Genomic DNA, 17,183 nt, shown 5'->3' on the forward strand with positions numbered 1-17,183 from the left:
GCCGTTCGCGTAGGACGGGCGGGGCCGCCGAGCGGAACGACCTCACCGAGGGCGGTCCGGGCTCGTGATGCTGGACAGCGATGACGTGACTGGCATCCGTTTCGGTGTGCTCGGTCCGGTCAAGGTGTGGCGTCACGGTGTCGAGCTGGACCTGGGTGCCCGGCAGCAGCGCCTGATCCTGGCCCTGTTGCTGGCCAACACGGGTCAGCCGGTCGGCGTCGGTGACATCGTCGAGGTGCTGTGGAACGAGCGTCCGCCGCGTAGCGCCGTCAACGTCGTGCACCGCTACGTGGGCGCATTGCGCCGGTTGCTCGAGCCCGGCCTGCCGGCCCGGACGGCCGGGAGCTGGCTGCTCGGAGACGCTGCGGGCTACCGGATGCAGGTCGAGGCGACCACCCTCGACCTGCTGGAAATGCGGGACCGGGCCGAGCAGGCCCGGTCCCGGGTCACCGCCGGGCAGGTCGCCGAGGCGATGACTGCCTACGAGCAGGCCCTGAGCCTCGTGCGAGGACCGTGCGGAGGGGCGGCCGAACTCGCATCGAGCGACCACCTGGCCTTCTCCGTGGTCGACCATGAGTGTGGTGACCTGGCTCGCGAGGCCGCGGCGTTCGCGCTGCGCCAGAATCGCACCCGGGCCGTTCTGCCGTTCCTGCGGCGGGTGGCCGAGCACCGTGAGTGGGACGAGGCGTTACAGGCCCAGTTGCTGCTGGCCCTGTCGGCCGATGGTCAGCAGGCCGAGGCGATCGCGGTGTACCGGAACATCCGCCGCCGGCTGGCCGACGAGCTGGGGGTCGACCCGGGCGAGGAACTGCGCGAGGCGTACCAGCTGCTGTTGTCGCAGGGCGCGGACCGGCCGGGATCGCCGGGCGAGGACGGAGGCCCAGCTTCGAACACGCCGCCGGCGTCGACCGCGGTGTTGCCGGCGCAGTTGCCGGCGGATCTGCCCCACTTCACCGGCCGGGACGAGGCTCAGCGGCGGACGCTGGGCCTGGTCAACGGTCATGTGCTGGCCCACGCGACGATGCCGGTGCTGGCCATCGACGGCATTCCGGGAATCGGGAAGACGGCGATGGCCATTCGCCTGGCCCACCAGTTGAAGGATGCCTATCCCGACGGCCAGTTGTACGTGGATCTCCAGGGCTTCGATCCCGGCCAGGCGGCTCTGTCTCCGGCCGAAGCCCTGCAGGGGTTTCTGAACGCGCTGGGCGTGCCGGACGCCGAGATTCCGGCGAGTCATCACGCACGGCCGGGTCTCTACCGCAGTGTGCTGGCCGGACGTCGCCTCCTGCTGGTGCTGGACAACGCCCGTGATGTGGAGCAGGTGCGTCCCCTGCTACCGGGCGCGCCGGGTTGCCTGGTAGTGGTGACCAGTCGTAAACGGTTGACCGGGCTGTCCACGGCGAACGGCGCGCACCTGCTGACCTTGGACGTGCTGTCGGTCGAGGACGCGCGGACGTTCCTGCTCTCCCGGGTGGGAGCGGCGCGGATCACGGCCGAGCCTGCGGCAGTCAACGAGATCGTCGAACGATGCGGGCGGCTTCCGTTGGCGCTGGCGGTGGTGGCGGCCCGGGCCCTGATCCATGCCGACTACCGGTTGGGCGACATCGCCCGCGAGTTGCGGGACGCGCAGGGAAGCCTGGACGGTTTCGCCGGCGATGACATGGGCAACGACCTGCGCGCGATCTTCTCGTGGTCGTACCGGATGCTCGGGGCCGCGGCGGCCCGGATGTTCCGCTTGCTGTCGTTGCATCCAGGGCCGGACGTCACGGTGCCGGCGATGGCCAGCCTGGCCGGTGTGTCCCGGGCCGAGGCGCGGACCCTGGCCGGTGAGCTGGTGCGGACGGGTCTGTTGGCCGAGCACCAGCCGTCCCGGTTCGCCACGCACGACCTGATCCGGGCCTACGCCCACGAGCTCGTACGGCTGCACGAGGACGACAACGACCGGGAACGAGCGTTCCACCGGTTGGTCGGCCACTACCGGCAGACCGCCTACGCGGCCGACCTCTTGCTGGGACCGACCATCGCGGTGCACCCACCGGAACCAGTGGACGGCGTGACAACGGCCCGCCTGGCCACTGCCACCGATGCCATGGAGTGGTTCAGCGCAGAGCGTCTGGTCCTCAAAGCAGTGGTCCAGCGCGAGATCGACGAGAAACGTGCCGGTTCGGCCTGGCGACTGGTGCTGAGCGTGCAGCGGCTGTGCCACCGCGAGGGCTGGTGGTACGACTGGACCGCGCTGGCCGGAACCTGCCTGCAAGCGGCCATCGAAGCCGGCGACGACCTCGGCCGGGCGCACATGCTGCGCAGCCTGTCGGGTCCGGAGATCGAACTGGGGGACCTCACGGCTGCGGCTCGGCACCTCGGAGAGTCGCTCGCGCTGTTCGACCGGTTGGGATTGCGACGCGAGCAGTCGTTGGTGTACCGCAATCTCGGACAGGTGAGTGTCCACCGGAAGGAATATGCCGAGGCAGTCGGATACTTCGAGTCCGCCCTGCGCGTCGCGGAATCGCTGGGCGAGCTGTCCGACCAGGTCAACGTGCTCAGCTGTCTGGCCGGTGCGCACGGCCGTCAGGGCGACTTCGGCACGGGGATGGACCTCGCTGACCGTGCCCTGTCCATCGCCGAGGCGCTGGGCAACCCCAGCGCTCAGGCGCTCGGTCACGAGACCCGGGCCGAGATCTGCCTGTTCCGGGGCGACCTGCGGGCGTCACTGGTGTCCCGGAAGCGGGCAGCTGAGCTGTTCCGGCAGGCCGGCTGGCGCATGAATGCCGCCGGATGCCTGCACTCGCTGGGCGAGTCCGCGCTCGCCCTGGGTGACCGGGCCGCCGCTCGCGCGGCGTGGGTGGAGGCGCTGGACCTCTTGCGTCACCTGCACGTGCCGGATGTTGCCAAGGTCCAGGACAGCCTGGCCGGCCTCGACGAGACGACGCCCGAACAGCCACCGGCCGGGCTCTGAACTTTCCCGCACTTCGCTTCGTCGTGTCGAGTATGGGACACGCAACTTCCGAGCCGATCCTTGACAAGGCTTCCGGGGTGACCGGTTGATGAGCGATCTCGATCCGGCCGAGGACGACGGCGCTCCCTGGCGGGCGCTGTCGGACGTGCTGATGCGGAGCTTCGCCGCGCCTAGGATCCTTCCGCCGGACCGGGCGCTGGCCCGGGCCGGTCTGCAGCAGCTTCAGGTCGCCGCGAGTTCACCGCTCGGTGCCGTCGCCCTCAACTGCAGCGGCATCTTGCTGTACGACGGCTGGCTCCGGATCTTCGGTGGTTCGCCGTGTGCCGAGTTCGGACTGCCCAGCCTCGGCGAGGTCAATGACTTTCCTGCCCTGCTCGATCGGACCTGGACACCGACGGCGGGCCTGATCGTGGCGCACGACGTGCTGGGAGGAGTCTTCTTTCTCAACGGCTTGCGACCGGGCCCCGGTCGGCCGGGGGTGCCGGGCGAGGTCATCTACTTCGATCCCCCCTCGCTGAACTGGGCGAGGATGAAGATGTCACACAGTGAGTGGCTCGCCTGGTGTGTGTCGGGCGATCTTCCGCACTTCTACGGTGATCTGCTGTGGCCACGCTGGCGCGAGGACGTGCGGGGGCTCCGGGCCGACCAGGGAATCGCCGTCGTTCCCGCGCTGTGGAGCGGCGAGACGGCCGGCGGGTTCGCCCGTTCGGTGGCGTCGATGACGGACATCCTCACCCTGCAGGCTCAAGCGGCCGGCGCCAAGGGACGACCTCTGGACAGCTCGTTGGGGTACTACCCGGGCGACCCGGTGGCGAATGCGACCTTAGTGTGACGCCTCGGTGACCGGCCGGCTTCTGGTCGAGCTCAGCATGCCCAGGCGGTTGGCGACACTGCGCCGGGCCAGTTCGAGGTAGTCGGCGTCGCGGTACAGCACGTACATGTTGTTGGCCATGTGCAGATAGGCGTTCAGCTCAAAAACGGCCTGATCAGGTGGGGTCTTCGGGCTGAGCAGGCCAGCCGCCTGCGCTGCGGCGTACTGCTCCTCGAGCACTTGCAGCCAGGCCGTGTGCAGTTCGGCGAGCCGGTCGTGGACCGCGCCCGGACGAGCGTCGAACTCCGCGTTGACCGAGACGAAGAAGCAGCCGCCGGGCAGCAGATCATCTTTCAGATGATCGAGGAAGTTTTCGCACAGGGATCTCAGGCGTGACAGGGGATCGGGTCGAGCGAACGCGGGATTCACGACGTCGCGCCGGTGCGCCAGCTCGGCTGTGCGGATGGTGGCGAGCTGAAGCTCCTCCTTGGAGCCGAAGTGGGCGTACAACCCGCTCTTGCTGATGCCGACGTGGTCGGCCAGGCGCCCGATCGACAGGCCTTCGAGCCCCAGCACGGTGGTGAGGGCAACCGCGGCGTCGAGGATGGCCAGCCGACTCCGTTCGCCGTCGGAACGCGTCCGGCGTTCCGGGCGGGAGGGGCTTGCCATCCCCGAATCCTACGCCACGTGCAGTCTCGGCCGGACCGGTCAGTGCTCGGCCCGGACGGTCAGATGCCCGATGCCGGCCCGGGTCACCCCGCTCAGCGTGTAGCGTACGCCCGTTTCGGTGGCGATGGCGTCGACGGCTGACTGCAGGGCAACGTTGGATGCCGCATAGTCGAGGTCGAAGGTGGTGATCCCCAGCCGCACGCACCGCCCGACCAGTTCGTGCAGCACCCGGTACCCGAGCGTGCCATTGCGCCAGGCCTCGGCCACATTGACCGCGAGGGTGCCCGTACCGGGATCGGCCGGATCCCACGAGCACTCGGCCAGGGCGACCAGCCGATCGCCGGTCAGCGCTACCTGGCCGGTCCACCGGTGCTCCGGCTCGGCCAGCTGGTGTTGCACCTTGCGATGCAAGGGCCGCAGCTGCCGGCTACCGGCGACGAAACGGCGAGGGTAGGTGTCAGGCGGAAAGAGGGGTTCGGCCGCGCGAAGGGCGGTCAGATCGGCGGCTTTCCACGGGCGGGTTTCGAGGTTGTCGGTCACGCCTGAACCGACGGATGACATGCCGCCGGGATCAATCCCGCGACGTTTGTCTCTGGTGAAGGTCAGCGATATATTGCATTACGCGGAGGAGGTCCAATGGATGCGCTAGCCCTGGAGAACCAGGTGTGTTTCGCGCTGTCCGTAGCGACGCGGCACGTCGTGGGGCTTTACCGGCCCCTCCTGGCCGAGGTGAACCTGACCCACCCTCAATACCTGGTTCTGGTCGCTCTGTGGCAGCACGGTCCGCTTTCGGTCCGCCGGCTCGGCGATCTGCTACATCTCGACTCCGGCACCCTGTCGCCCCTGGTGAAACGACTCGAAGCTGCGCACTACCTGCGCCGCGAGCGTGACCCGGCCGACGAGCGCAAGGTCATTGTCACCGTGACGTCAGAGGGCGAGGCCCTGCGCCGGCGGGTCGAGTCGGTGTCGTCAGCCGCGCGCGAGCATCTCGGCCTGTCGATCGAGGACACGGAGCAGTTGCATGCCGTCCTGAGCAAGCTCACCGCAGTGTCCCGCTTCGATTGACCGCGCCGGGTGTCTCGCGGGGCCTACGTCATCGGTGGTCAAAGCCGGAGGCGAGGATCGGCAAAGGGGTTGGCTGGCGCCGGGCGACAGTGGTCATATGGTCAACCACCACGATTTCATCGTGGTCGGCGCGGGCTCGGCCGGTTCGGTGATCGCCGCCCGCCTGTCCGAGGACCCGCGCGTGCGGGTGCTGTTGCTCGAATCGGGGCGGGCCGACACACTGCCGCAGATCGCCGTGCCTTCGGCCTGGCCTGCATTGCGGGGAAGCGTGGTCGACTACTCGTACGTCACTGTCCCGCAAGTCCGTACCGGCAATGCTGTCCATGCCTGGCCACGAGGACACACCCTCGGCGGGTCCAGCAGCATCGACGCCATGATGTTCCGGCGCGGTCACGCGGCCGACTACGACGGCTGGGCCGAACAGGGGGCCGACGGCTGGGACTACGCCTCGGTGCTGCCGTACTTCCGCCGGATGGAGACCGTCAACGGCGGCGATCCGGCCCTCCGGGGAGACGACGGGCCCATGCGGCCGGCACCCGTGGCCGATCCCAGCCCGCTGGCCCGCGCCTTCGTCGACGCGGCGACAGCCGGCGGTCACCGTTTCACCGAGGACGTCAACGGCGCGATCGCCGAAGGTGTCGGGTGGCATGATCTGTCCGTCGCCGACGAAAGACGGCAGAGCACCGCGGTCGCGTATCTGCATCCGGTCGCCGACGAACGGCCCAACCTGACCATCGTCACCGGTGCCCGCGTGCACCGCTTGGTCCTCGGGAAGGGTGGGTGCACCGGGGTGCAGTACACGCACGCCGACCAGGCAATGGTCGCCTCCGCGAACGAAGAGGTCGTGCTCAGTGCAGGCGCAGTGGACTCGCCCCGGCTGCTGATGATGTCGGGCATCGGCGACGCAGCCGAACTCGACCGGCTGGGCGTCCCGGTGGCGCAGCACCTTCCCGGCGTCGGCCGCAACCTGCACGACCACCCCGTGGTCAGCCTGGTCTTCGAGGCCGCGCGGCCGATCCCGTCGCCGCGGAAGAATTACGCCGAGGCCTCGATGTCGTGGCGCAGCGCGGCCACGCAGCCGGGCCCCGACATGCTGCTGACGTTCATCGATGCGCCGTGGCATCGGCCCAAGGTGCTGCCCGGTCACAACGTGCGGCAGCCGGGTGGCCTCCGTCACTATCTGCAGTGGGGCACGGGAGCCTCGCACCACCCGGTCGGAACCTGCGCCATGGGCCGCGGCGCGCAGGCCGTGGTCGATCCCGAGCTGAGGGTTCTCGGGGTGAACGGTTTACGTGTGGCCGACGCCTCCGTCATGCCCCGGATCGTCTCGGCCGGCACCAACGCCGCGACGATCATGATCGGCGAGAAGGCGGCGGACATGATCCGCTCGACCCACTCGCTCAGTCGGCAGTGAGAGCAGCGGTGATCGTCGGGGGATGCGGTCGGCTCGGCCCGCACCGGCTCGGCGGTAAGCTGAGGGCCGGGCCGACCTAGGGAGTTCTTCCGTGCCTTTGAGCGGCGGCGGCGCATCGTTGTCCTTCGGCGTGCTGGGCCCGCTGCGGGTCCGTCGGCAGGGCATGCAACTCGATCCGGGAGCCCGCCAGCAGCGCCTGATCCTGGCCCTGCTGCTGGCCAAGGCGGGTCAGCCGGTGGGCGTCGGCGAGATCGTCGAGGTGCTGTGGGGTCCGCGACCGCCGGCGAGCGCCGTCAACGTCGTGCACCGCTACGTGGGCGCGTTGCGGCGCCTTTTCGAACCCGGCCTTCCGGCCCGGTCGCCCGGACACTGGCTGCTGGGTGACGCCGCCGGTTACCGGATGCGGGTCGGCCCCGGGGATCTCGACCTGCTGCGCTTGCGTCAGCTGGCTGAGCAGGCCCGATCAGAGGAAGCGGCCGGGCAGCGGCCCGAGGCTATGGCGGCGTACGAGGAGGCCCTCGATCTGTGGCGGGGACCGTGTGGCGGGGCGGCCGAGCTTGCCTCCGGCGACCACCGGGCGTTCGATCTGATCGACCATGAGTGCGCCGACCTGGTGCGGGAGGCGGCAACGCTGGCGTTGCGTCTGAAGCGCGTACGCCCCGTCCTGCCCGTCCTGCGGCGGGTGAGCGAGCTCCGCCCGCTCGACGAGGGGCTGCAGGCCCAGCTGCTGCTGGCCTTGTCGGCCGATGGGCAGCAGGCCGAAGCGATCGCCCTCTACCACGACGTACGCCGCCGACTGGCCGACGAGCTGGGCGTCGATCCCCGCGAGGAGCTGCGCGAGGCTTATCAGACCGTCCTGGATCAGAGCGCGGGCGAAGCCGGCCCCGGTGCCGCGGACCCGTCGGACCCGATCGCGTCACCGGGCGGAACTCTCATCAGCCGGCCCCCCGGCATCAGCGCGGTGCTGCCCGCGCAGTTGCCGGCCGAACTGCCGCACTTCACCGGCCGCGACGAGACCCAACGCCGGACGCTCGGTCTGCTCAACGGACACGTGATGAGCCAGGTGTCCACGCCCGTGCTGGTCATCGACGGCATCCCCGGCATCGGGAAGACCACTCTGGCCATCCGCCTGGCCTACCAGTTGGCCGGCACCTACCCGGACGGACAGCTGTACGTCGACCTGCAGGGATTCGACCCCGAACAGGCCATGCTGCCACCCGAGGAGGCGCTGCGGGCTTTCCTCAACGCCCTCGGTGTCTCCGACTCCGACATTCCGGCGAGTCCGCGTGCCCGGTCCGGGCTGTATCGCAGCGTCCTGGCCGGTCGCCGGATCCTGGTGGTCCTGGACAACGCGCGCAGCGTCGAGCAGGTGCGCCCGCTGTTACCGGGCGCTCCCGGCTGCCTGGTGCTGGTCACCAGCCGGAAGCGGCTGACGGGTCTGGCCACGGCGCACGGCGCGCATCTCATGACCCTCGACGTGTTGTCGGACGAGGACGCCCGTCAGTTCCTGGCCGTGCGGATCGGAGACACCCGGACGTCGGCCGACCCCGACGCGGTGGCCGAGATCTCGGCGCGGTGCGGACGGCTCCCGCTGGCGCTGGCGGTGGTGGCCGCCCGGGCTCTGGCCCATCCCGATCACCGGTTGACCGACATCGCCCGGGAACTGCGGGACGCTCAGGGCGGCCTGGACGGATTCTCCGACGACGACATGGGCAACAGCATCCGGGCGATCTTCTCGTGGTCCTACCGGATGCTCGGTGCGCCGGCTGCGCGGACGTTCCGGTTGCTGTCCCTGCACCCCGGGCCGGATGCCACCGTCCCGGCGATCGCCGGCCTGGCCGGCGTGCCGCTGGCTGAGGCGCGGGCGCTGACCGGCGAACTGGTGCGGACGGGGCTGCTCACGGAACGGTCGCCGGGAAGGTTCGCTACCCACGACCTCATTCGGGCCTATTCCCACGAGCTGATCCGTGCGCATGGGGACGGCCCGGCCCGGGAGGACGCCTTCCGGCGGCTCGCGAGCCACTATCGGCAAAGTGCCTACGCGGCGGATCTTCTCCTCTCGCCCACGGTGGTGCTGGAACCGCCCGATGCGTCCGCGGACGTAGTCGCCATCCGTCCGAGCACGGCGGCCGAGGCCATAGCCTGGTTCAGCGCCGAACGGCAGGTGCTGCGGGCCATGGTCCATCGCCTGCTCGACCACGGTCACGTGGCGTCCGCCTGGCGACTGGCGCTGAGCCTGCAACGCTTCAACCAGGGCGAGGGGTGGTACCACGATTGGACCACCATGGCGCGCGCCTGTCTCGAGGCGACCACCGAAGCCGGGGACGACCTCGGCCGGGCCTATTCCACCCGGAGCCTGGGCGGGGCCGAGATGATGTGGGGCCGCTACGACTCCGCGTCGCGCCTGCTGCGGCGGTCGCTCGACCTCTTCGCGAGCCTCGGACTTCGCCCGGAGCAGGCCCTGGTGTACCGCAACCTGGGCCAGTTGAGCGTCGAGCAGGGCGACGACCCCGAGGCTGTCGTCCTGCTCGGCCGCGCTCGGGACATCTTCGAGTCACTCGGCGACCGGACCGGTGAGCTCGGCGTGCTGTCCGTGCTGACCGAGGCCCACTCCAACCTCGGCCAGGTCGACGTCTGCAGGCAGCTGGCCAACCGCGCGTTGCTCATCGCGGAACAGCTGGGCGACGCCAACGCGCTGGGCCTGAGCTATGAGGCGCTGGCCGACAGCTATCGTGCCGCCGGCGACCTTTCCACCGCGCTGACCTACTGGAAGAAAGCCACCGAGCTGTACCGCCAGATCGGATGGCAGATGGGCCTGACCTCGGCCCTGCTCAATCAGGGCGACATCGCGCTCGCGTTGAACGACCCGGCCGGCGCTCGCGCCGCCTGGCGGCAGGCCCGCGACCTGATGGGTAACCTTCGAACGCCTCAGGTGATAGACAAGATCGAGAAGCGTCTGAACCGCCTGATCCGTCTGCAGCCGGCACGATCGTACGGCGCCCCTACAGACATTGAACCCGCTGGTCCAGCGGCGGTAGCGTCCGGTGGAAAGAGCGGAGCGGCGAGGCACGAGTGTGACCTCGGAATACCTCGCCGCCCGGAGCCCGGTCAGGACCTTGCCGACAAGACGGCGCAGCCCTCAGGTTCAGCCGGCCACTAGCTCTTCAGGTACATGCTGGTGAACACCGGGAGGCTGCTCGTCGGGTCGATGACCGACCTGCCGATGTTGGTGCCCTGGACGATGGCGGACTTGTCGTAGTACAGCGGCAGGGCGACGTACTTCTCCAAGGCCTCCTTGTCGAGCGCGGCCCACTTCGGGGTGGCCTGCTCGGTCGGCAGGCCGGCGACCGCGTCGATCTTCTCGTCGAACTCCTTGTCGTTGAGCGCGCCCCAGGTGATGCCGTCGGTGACGCTGTTGGACCGGAACAGCACCGGGAACCACGAGATGCCGCTCGGCCAGTCGGCGCACCAGCCACGGGGCCCCTGGTCGGCGTTCACCGGGGCGGTGTAGTCGAACGTCTTCGCACGCAGGTCGGCGGTGGACACTCCGATCGCCTTGACCTTGAACCCGGCCTTGGTCAGGGCATCGGCGCGAACCTGGCTGACCTGCTGCGGGATCGGCTTGGTGTTGTCGTAGTAGTAGCTGATCTCGAAGCCGACCTTGCCCGCCGCCTCCAGCATCTTCCTGGCGCCCTCGGGATCACCGGGACCGGTGCCGGTCAGGTCCGGAACCGCGGGGTACTTCTGGTAACCCGGGGTCGATGGCGGCATCACGGTGCTCGCACGTTCGGCGACGTAGTCGTTCTTGCCCTCGGCCTTGAAATTGGCGTCGTACGGGAATGCCTTGGCAATCGCCTTACGCACCTCCAGCGGGATCTTGCGGCTGTCCATCTGGAATACGTAGTTGCATGAGCTCTGGCCGGTGAGCAGCTGCGCCTCCTTGCCCTTGAGCCGTGGGATCAGCGAGGCGTCGAGTGCTTCGTAGTTGATCGTGTTGGCGTTCGCGCCGTTGCTGTCGAGCGCCGCGGTCTGGCTCCTGAGCTTGTCGCCGCCCCAAGTGAAGGTGAAGGTGTCCGGGTACTGGTGGCGGACCGGGTCGGTCTCCGGCTGCCAGTTCGGGTTCCTCTTGAGCACCAGCTTGGAGCCGGCCCGGTAGGTGTCGAACATGTACGGGCCGGTGGCGAGCGGGTGGTTCCGGTACTCCTGCTTGGTGTCCTTCGCCTGGGGGATCGGCGTGAACATCGGAAACGTCAGATAGAAGGGAAGATCGGCGAACGGCTGGGCGAGGCGGATGATCAAGGTATCGGTGCCCTGGGTCGCCACGCCGGAATAGGTGTCACCACTCCGGTACGGACCCTTGTAGGTCTGGCCGTCCTTGAAGTACCGGAGCTGGTAGGCCGGACCGTACGCGTAGACGTCGCGGGCGAAGGAGCGCTTGATCGCGTACGCCAGATCCTCGACCTTGACCTCGTTGCCGTCCTCGTACCGGATGCCTGGCTGGAGCTTGAAGGTCCAGGTCAGCTTGTCGTCCGACACCGTGCCGACATCGGTCAGGTCGGGCACCAAGGTCGGCTTGCCGTTGCGGATGTCGAGCTGGGTCGGCGTCCGCAGGAACAGTCTGCTGATGGCGTTGGTGTCCAGGGCGTAGGCGTCCGTCGGGTCGAAGGTGATCGGCGTCTGCTCGGCCTGAAGCTCGATATGCCCGCCCTTCCGTGCTCCCTCGATCTCGCGCGCGGGACCCTCGGCGTTCGGATCGATTGTCTGTGACTGGGCCGTGATCCCGCCCGTGGCGGCGTGGTCGCCGCCGTTGTCGCGGTCCGATGACGGGCTCGTGCAGCCCGCCGAGGCCAGAGCGACAGCGGCCAAAGCGGCCACCGCCATGTGAATTCGCCTACCCATTTGGCTGGATGCCCTTCGAACCGGTTCGCCCCCAGGTCTGACTTGACCCCGGGACTGTCTTGTCATGTCACCCGACATGACGGCGGCGGTACGCTCGGGTTCAGTCGGGCCGCCCTCGGGGCCGTGCGGTGTGAATGGGCCGTCGCAGACGGGCGACCGGCGACGGAACTCACCGACCAGGCGGAAGTAAGCCTCGATCAACGTCCGGCCGAGGGCCCTGGCCCGATCACCGGCGCGTGTCACGGTATGCGACTACGTCGCGGACCATGTCGTGACCGTCGAGGACGATGCGGCAAGTGGTTCTTTCCCCACGCTCGCCACTTACCAGGGCGGTCGCCCTGTCCCACCTCGCCGGCGATTTCGCTCCCGAGTCCTGGGCGGCGGTGACCGAGATCTACCGGCGGCAAGGCATGACCATGCGGGTGCGGTCCCGGGCCGAGATCGAAGGCTTCTTCGACGGCCTCGAACTGGTCGATCCGGGACTGCAGGTGCTCACCCGATGGCGTCCCCAGACCGGTGAGTCCGGCGCGGAGCCGGATGCCGCTGTCTCGGTCTATGCGGGGTGGCCCGCATTCGATGATCAATTGTCGCGGGTTCTGGCCTTGCCGGTGAGCTCCAGCGACGTCGGCCGCAGCCCGTGTCGGGACGTGACAACGCTCGGTAGTTGTCAGCGAGGAGCGGACGCCGCTGTGATGGCCTGAGGCACCGTGTCGAAGACCCGGAAAGCCGTCTGCAGGCGCCGGGCGGTCAGGACGCCCCGGGTGAAGTGGCCGGCAGCGACCAGTAACAGGTCGCCGCCGCGGCGGCGAGCGGCGTCGCGGGTGCCGGCTAGCACGGCCAGACCGAGCGAATCGATCGTGCCGGCCGAGATGAGGTCGACGATGACGACGGGGCGCAGGGCCACGGCACTGTCGAGAACATCGCGCAACTCGCCGATCACGTCGAGGTCGATATCACCGGTCACCCGAACCAGTGCCGCATTCGAAGTCACCGCCGTCGAGTATCCGGCGCCATGAACGCTCGGAACAGTTGTCACGTCGTCACCTCCGCTGTGTCGTCCGGCGCTACCGCCGTACGCATCCAGTCTCTCCCGGAATTGCGACGGTCTCATGACAGAGAGCGGGCACCTGCGAGGAGAAGGGCACAACGTCCGACGCATTCGCTTAACGGACCCGGTGCCCGGGCATGGTGAAGCAATGATGACCCCGGACCCCGGCCGCCAGACGCTGCTCATTCTCGGCGCGAGCGGTGACCTGACGGCCCGGCTGCTCCTGCCGGGGCTGGCCGCGCTGCTCGCCACCCCCGACGCACCCGACCTGTCGCTGGTGGGCGCGGGCATGGAGGACTGGGACGATCAGCGGTGGCGGCGCCGCGTCCACGACTCGTTCGCGACCGCCGCCGGGGGCAGTGCCCGGCCCGCCGCGGTCGCCGACCAGGCTCGCTACCTGCGCGCGGACGTGACGCAGGAGCAGGAGCTGCGCCGGCTGCTGGACTCCTGCCCGGGCCGGGTCGTCATCTACTTCGCCCTGCCGCCGGCCGTCACCGTCGCGGCGTGTGCGGCGTTACGCGGGGCGGAGCTGCGCCCGGGGACCCGGCTGGTGCTGGAGAAGCCGTTCGGCACGGATGCCGCCGGCGCCCGCGCCCTCAACGAGATGCTGGCCCGGCTGGTGCCGGAGGACCAGATCCACCGGGTGGACCATTTCCTCGGCAAGTCGACCGTGCTCAACATCCTGGGACTGCGGTTCGCCAACCGCATCTTCGAGCCGGTGCTGAACAACGCCCACGTCGCGGGCGTCGACATCGTGTTCGACGAAGATCTCGCGCTCGAGGGCCGGGCGGGCTACTACGACCACGCCGGGGCGCTGCGGGACATGGTCCAGAGTCACCTGCTGCAGGTGATGGCGTTGCTGGCCATGGAGGCCCCACCCAGCTTGGACGCCCGGGAACTGCGCGACCGCAAGGCCGAGGTGCTGCGCGCCACCCGTCTGTGGGACGACGATCCGGCGGTGACCAGCCGCCGGGCCCGCTACACGGCCGGGACGATCGGCGACCGCAGGCTGCCGGCGTACGCCGACGAACCCGGTGTCGAAGCCGCCCGGCAGACCGAGACGCTGGCCGAGATCGTGCTGGCCGTCGACAACTGGCGCTGGGCCGGCGTGCCGTTCCGGCTGCGCTCGGGCAAGGCCCTGGCCGGCCGGCGCAAGGAGGCGGTCGTCACCTTCCGACAACCGCCGCACGTCCCGGACGGGCTGCGCGGATATGAACAACCGGACCGGCTGCGCATCGGTTTCGGACCCGACCAGGTCCGCCTCGACGTCAACGTCAATGGTCCGGACGATCCGTACGTCATCGATCCGGTCACGCTGAGCGCCGATTTCGGCCCCGGTGAGCTGCCACCGTACGGCGAGGTGCTGCGCGGCGTGTTCGACGGTGATCCCACGCTGTCGGTGCGGGGCGACACCGCCGAGCAGTGCTGGCGCATCGTCGAGCCCGTCCTGACGTCCTGGCAGGGCGGGGCGGTTCCGTTACTGGAGTATCCGGCGGGCAGTGCCGGCCCCGGCGACTCATTGGTGTCCTGACCAGGTCCGAACCCTCCTCGCCGCGGCCGGCCGTGGCGTTCCGGGTGCCCTATGCGGGCCCGGCCGTGGCCCGTTGCGGCGCATAGCCGGGTGGCTGCCGGGGCGCGGCCAGCAACGGCTTGAACGGCACGACCGTACGGTGAACCGGCTCGCCCGACGCCAGCTCGCCCGTCTCGTCGTAGAGGCGCAGGGACAACCAGGTCTCGGTGTCGTCGAGCAACGTCACGCGGACCGTCTCGTGCCCGGCCTCCACCAGCAGCCGCAGACCGCGGCGACGCAGCCGGAAACGCAGACCGGTGATGCCCTCGGGCAGTCGCGGCGCCAGGGCGAGCACACTTCCTTGCTCGCGCAGCCCGCCGAACCCCTCGACGATCGCCGACCAGGCCCCGGCCAGCGAGGCCAGGTGCAACCCGTGGCCGGCGTTGGCGTGCAGGTCGCGCAGGGCCGCCTCGGAGGCGTAGTCGTGCGCGAGCTCGAGGTGGCCGGTCTCGGCGCACATCACCGCTTGCGTGCAGGCCGACAGCGAGGAAGCCCGTACGGTGATCCGCTCGTAGTAGTCGACGTTGCAGGCCTTCTGCTCGTCGGTGAACTCCTCCGGGCACCAGTGCATCGCCAGCACCAGGTCGACCTGCTTGATCACCTGACGGCGACAGAGCTGGAAGTACGGCGCCCGCAACATCAGCGGCTCACCCGGGTGCTCCGGGGCGAAGTCCCACGGCGCGTACCGGGTGAAACCGGTGGACTGCTGGTGCACGCCGAGCCGGTCGTCGTAGGGGATGTGCGCCGCGTCGGCCGCAGCCTGCCACGACTCGGTCTCCTCCGGCCGTACGCCGAGACGGGCCGCCTGCGCGGGCCGGCGGGCGCAGGCGGCGACCGCCGAGCACAGGTTTCGGGCCGCCATCAGGTTGGTGAAGAGGTTGTCGTCGGTGACTCCGCTGTACTCGTCGGGACCGGTGACGCCGTCGACGTGTTTCGCCGCTTGATCAGCGTCTCCAGCCCGGGATCGTGGGCTGGATCGGCCCCTTCGGCCCTGCTTCCCACCGGTCGCCGCCGGAGTCTCGAGGACGGCGCTGACCGCGGTGCAGACGATCGTGATCTGACGGGCTTTCATCTGCGCGGTGACATCCTGCGGGTAGACGTCCCGAAGCTACGCGGCAAACTTCCGCCAGCAGCTGATCCTCCCGCATGTAGAGCGTGGGCATTCGGTCGGCGGTGGCATCCCGGCTGCAGAGCGATGTCGCCCGTCGGCTCCGCCGCGGCCAGCGCCAGCACCGAGCGTGTCGATGCGGCAAGCCGGAGGAATCTTTGCGCGAACCGTTGTTCCACGGCACCGGTTTTCGCCTCCCCGGGCAGGCCGAGGCTTCATCGACGGGCCGGCAGAGGTCCTTCCTCGCAGGCGAAGGCGGCTCGGCGCTCCCAACCGTCAGTGTGGCAGCTCGAACAGTTCCAGCTGAATGCCGTCGGGGTCGCGGAGATACAGAATCTTCGTTCCGGCCAGCGTCCCCGCCTCGACGCCGTCCCCGTCCTGCAGCACGACCGGATCGGCGTTGACGTGTACGCCCAGCTCCACCAGGTCACGGTGCGCCGCGTCGAGGTCGTCGACCTCGAAACACAAGTGCATGACACCGACGTCACAATTGCGCCCGGCGAAGGGCTCCGGCTGCGGGTTGTCGTACTGGATGAGTTCCAACAGGACGTTGTCCCCGGCCAGTGCGAACGCTGCCCGCATCGACGGGTTCTCCAGCTCGACGACCGCGCCGATCGCCGGGTTCGTGGCCGAGATCGTCACGCCGTTCGGCACAATGCCGAGTACGTCTTCGTACCACCTCACCGACCGCGCGAGATCGCTGACCGGCACCCCGATGTGATTCATTCTGCTTACTCTGCTCATGATCCCCATCATGGAAGGACGGGCCGCGCGGTGGGAGGCACAGATCTACCGCGTACGACCTGTACCACCCACCTTTGCTGACCGATGGATAATCACGTGGTAAGGAAGGGGCCTCGGTGCGGCGCGGGACCGCGTGGACCCGGTGCCGTCGGTCTGAGGAACACCTGGTTTTGCGGGTGGACCAGACACGGTCGCGACGACGTCAGCGGCGGCTTCAGCCAGTGCGCTGCTTCCGCGGAGCCGGCGTCAGCGAGCCCGTCTGGGCGGGCGTCCGCAACATCCTGACCGACGAGGAACTCGGCGCGCTGGTCGCTGTGCGGGCCTCGTCGAGCAGTCTGCGGGCGAGGTCGGTCAAGGGGCTGGACTGCATGGCGGTTTCCTGTCTCTCCGTACGCGCGGAGTTCCGGCACGAGCAGGCCTAGGAGGGCTGGCCGATCCACGCGTGCAACCGGCAGCGGGACACGACCTTGAGCAGGGCCGCCCGCAGCAGCGCCACGGCCCCGTTTGACGGCACGAACAGCTGCGCCTTCACGTACGCCAGGGCTTGGTGCTTACGGATGAGCGGGCGCATCTCCTGCTCGTACGCGTCCAGTGCACTCTCGATCGACCGGGGTGACCCGGCCAGGGCATCGCCCAGCGCCACCGCCCCGATCATGCCGGAGCTGGCGCCCATGCCCGAGAACAACGTCATGCACCACGCGGCGTCGCCGATGAGCACGACCCGGTCCCGGTGCCACCGCGGCATCCGGACCTGATGCACCGAGTCGAACAATGCCTCCGGCGCGCGGCGCAGGTCGGCCAGCGCCTGCGTGACGATGCCACCGGCGTCGAGGCCGGCGAAACGGCCGGCGAGATGCCGGCCCACAGGCTGGGCCGGTAGTTGAGGTCGAACGAGACGA

Annotated in this window: 15 protein-coding genes; 8 read left to right on the forward strand and 7 right to left on the reverse strand. The window is 69.3% G+C overall.

Annotation, left to right across the window (positions count from 1 at the left end; genetic code table 11):
- Positions 1–85 precede the first annotated feature (85 nt).
- Both M1L60_RS33750 and M1L60_RS33755 read left to right on the forward strand, forming a co-directional pair.
- Complete coding sequence (locus tag M1L60_RS33750; RefSeq protein WP_253241623.1) at positions 86–2,956, forward strand: AfsR/SARP family transcriptional regulator; 2,871 nt, start codon at positions 86–88, stop codon at positions 2,954–2,956.
- An 88-nt stretch (positions 2,957–3,044) separates the two neighbouring features.
- Positions 3,045–3,788: a DUF2625 family protein gene (locus tag M1L60_RS33755; RefSeq protein WP_253241624.1), complete on the forward strand. Its 744-nt coding sequence runs from the start codon at positions 3,045–3,047 to the stop codon at positions 3,786–3,788.
- On the opposite strand, the gene M1L60_RS33760 is transcribed toward M1L60_RS33755, so the two are convergent.
- Complete coding sequence (locus tag M1L60_RS33760; RefSeq protein ID WP_253241625.1) at positions 3,780–4,436, reverse strand: TetR/AcrR family transcriptional regulator; 657 nt, start codon at positions 4,434–4,436, stop codon at positions 3,780–3,782. The genes M1L60_RS33755 and M1L60_RS33760 overlap by 9 nt on opposite strands.
- A gap of 39 nt (positions 4,437–4,475) precedes the next feature.
- Entirely contained in the window at positions 4,476–4,976 is a 501-nt protein-coding gene (locus M1L60_RS33765; protein ID WP_253241626.1) for a hypothetical protein, read from the reverse strand.
- Between the two features lie 96 nt (positions 4,977–5,072).
- Between M1L60_RS33765 and M1L60_RS33770 the strand changes: the two genes are divergently transcribed.
- From M1L60_RS33770 to M1L60_RS33780, 3 genes are all read left to right on the forward strand, one after another.
- A complete protein-coding gene (locus M1L60_RS33770) occupies positions 5,073–5,501 on the forward strand; it encodes a MarR family winged helix-turn-helix transcriptional regulator (protein ID WP_253241627.1) in 429 nt (142 codons plus the stop codon).
- Between the two features lie 97 nt (positions 5,502–5,598).
- A complete protein-coding gene (locus tag M1L60_RS33775) occupies positions 5,599–6,915 on the forward strand; it encodes a GMC family oxidoreductase (RefSeq protein ID WP_253241628.1) in 1,317 nt (438 codons plus the stop codon).
- Between the two features lie 91 nt (positions 6,916–7,006).
- Positions 7,007–10,075, forward strand: coding sequence for an AfsR/SARP family transcriptional regulator (locus tag M1L60_RS33780; protein ID WP_253241629.1), 3,069 nt, complete (start codon positions 7,007–7,009; stop codon positions 10,073–10,075).
- Here the strand turns inward: M1L60_RS33780 and M1L60_RS33785 are convergent.
- Positions 10,072–11,781, reverse strand: a complete 1,710-nt coding sequence (locus M1L60_RS33785) for an ABC transporter substrate-binding protein (protein ID WP_253241630.1) — start codon at positions 11,779–11,781, stop codon at positions 10,072–10,074. The genes M1L60_RS33780 and M1L60_RS33785 overlap by 4 nt on opposite strands.
- Before the next feature lie 320 nt (positions 11,782–12,101).
- On the opposite strand from M1L60_RS33785, the gene M1L60_RS33790 reads away from it, so the two are divergent.
- Positions 12,102–12,515 (forward strand): SAM-dependent methyltransferase, encoded by a 414-nt coding sequence (locus M1L60_RS33790; RefSeq protein ID WP_256517668.1) that lies wholly within the window; start codon positions 12,102–12,104, stop codon positions 12,513–12,515.
- Here M1L60_RS33790 and M1L60_RS33795 read toward each other — a convergent pair.
- Complete coding sequence (locus M1L60_RS33795; RefSeq protein WP_253241632.1) at positions 12,482–12,805, reverse strand: STAS domain-containing protein; 324 nt, start codon at positions 12,803–12,805, stop codon at positions 12,482–12,484. The genes M1L60_RS33790 and M1L60_RS33795 overlap by 34 nt on opposite strands.
- Positions 12,806–13,010: 205 nt before the next feature.
- On the opposite strand from M1L60_RS33795, the gene M1L60_RS33800 reads away from it, so the two are divergent.
- A complete protein-coding gene (locus tag M1L60_RS33800) occupies positions 13,011–14,393 on the forward strand; it encodes a glucose-6-phosphate dehydrogenase (protein WP_253241633.1) in 1,383 nt (460 codons plus the stop codon).
- Positions 14,394–14,442: 49 nt separating this feature from the next.
- Here M1L60_RS33800 and M1L60_RS33805 read toward each other — a convergent pair whose 3' ends face one another.
- Both M1L60_RS33805 and M1L60_RS33810 read right to left on the reverse strand, forming a co-directional pair.
- Positions 14,443–15,504 (reverse strand): glycosyl hydrolase family 65 domain-containing protein, encoded by a 1,062-nt coding sequence (locus tag M1L60_RS33805; RefSeq protein WP_253241634.1) that lies wholly within the window; start codon positions 15,502–15,504, stop codon positions 14,443–14,445.
- 312 nt (positions 15,505–15,816) lie between these two features.
- Entirely contained in the window at positions 15,817–16,266 is a 450-nt protein-coding gene (locus M1L60_RS33810; RefSeq protein WP_253241635.1) for a VOC family protein, read from the reverse strand.
- A gap of 239 nt (positions 16,267–16,505) precedes the next feature.
- Here M1L60_RS33810 and M1L60_RS33815 point away from each other — a divergent pair, with 239 nt between their 5' ends.
- On the forward strand, positions 16,506–16,706 hold the full coding sequence (locus M1L60_RS33815; RefSeq protein ID WP_253241636.1) for a hypothetical protein: 201 nt from the start codon (positions 16,506–16,508) through the stop codon (positions 16,704–16,706).
- On the opposite strand, the gene M1L60_RS33820 is transcribed toward M1L60_RS33815, so the two are convergent.
- The gene (locus tag M1L60_RS33820) at positions 16,703–17,149 is read right to left on the reverse strand and encodes an FAD-dependent monooxygenase (RefSeq protein ID WP_253241637.1); all 447 of its coding nucleotides are present in this window, start codon (positions 17,147–17,149) and stop codon (positions 16,703–16,705) included. The genes M1L60_RS33815 and M1L60_RS33820 overlap by 4 nt on opposite strands.
- Positions 17,150–17,183: the final 34 nt, after the last annotated feature.

The sequence above is a fragment of the Paractinoplanes aksuensis genome, from assembly GCF_024137025.1.
Classification (GTDB): Bacteria; Actinomycetota; Actinomycetes; order Mycobacteriales; family Micromonosporaceae; genus Actinoplanes; species Actinoplanes aksuensis.

Bases quoted from the DNA above. Each gene is read 5' to 3' on its own strand.
- M1L60_RS33755 (WP_253241624.1), top strand. From the start codon at position 3,045: ATGAGCGATCTCGATCCGGCCGAGGACGACGGCGCTCCCTGGCGGGCG.
- M1L60_RS33760 (WP_253241625.1), bottom strand. From the start codon at position 4,436: ATGGCAAGCCCCTCCCGCCCGGAACGCCGGACGCGTTCCGACGGCGAA.
- M1L60_RS33770 (WP_253241627.1), top strand. From the start codon at position 5,073: ATGGATGCGCTAGCCCTGGAGAACCAGGTGTGTTTCGCGCTGTCCGTA.
- M1L60_RS33775 (WP_253241628.1), top strand. From the start codon at position 5,599: ATGGTCAACCACCACGATTTCATCGTGGTCGGCGCGGGCTCGGCCGGT.
- M1L60_RS33790 (WP_256517668.1), top strand. From the start codon at position 12,102: ATGCGGCAAGTGGTTCTTTCCCCACGCTCGCCACTTACCAGGGCGGTC.
- M1L60_RS33800 (WP_253241633.1), top strand. From the start codon at position 13,011: ATGATGACCCCGGACCCCGGCCGCCAGACGCTGCTCATTCTCGGCGCG.
- M1L60_RS33805 (WP_253241634.1), bottom strand. From the start codon at position 15,504: ATGAAAGCCCGTCAGATCACGATCGTCTGCACCGCGGTCAGCGCCGTC.
- M1L60_RS33810 (WP_253241635.1), bottom strand. From the start codon at position 16,266: ATGAATCACATCGGGGTGCCGGTCAGCGATCTCGCGCGGTCGGTGAGG.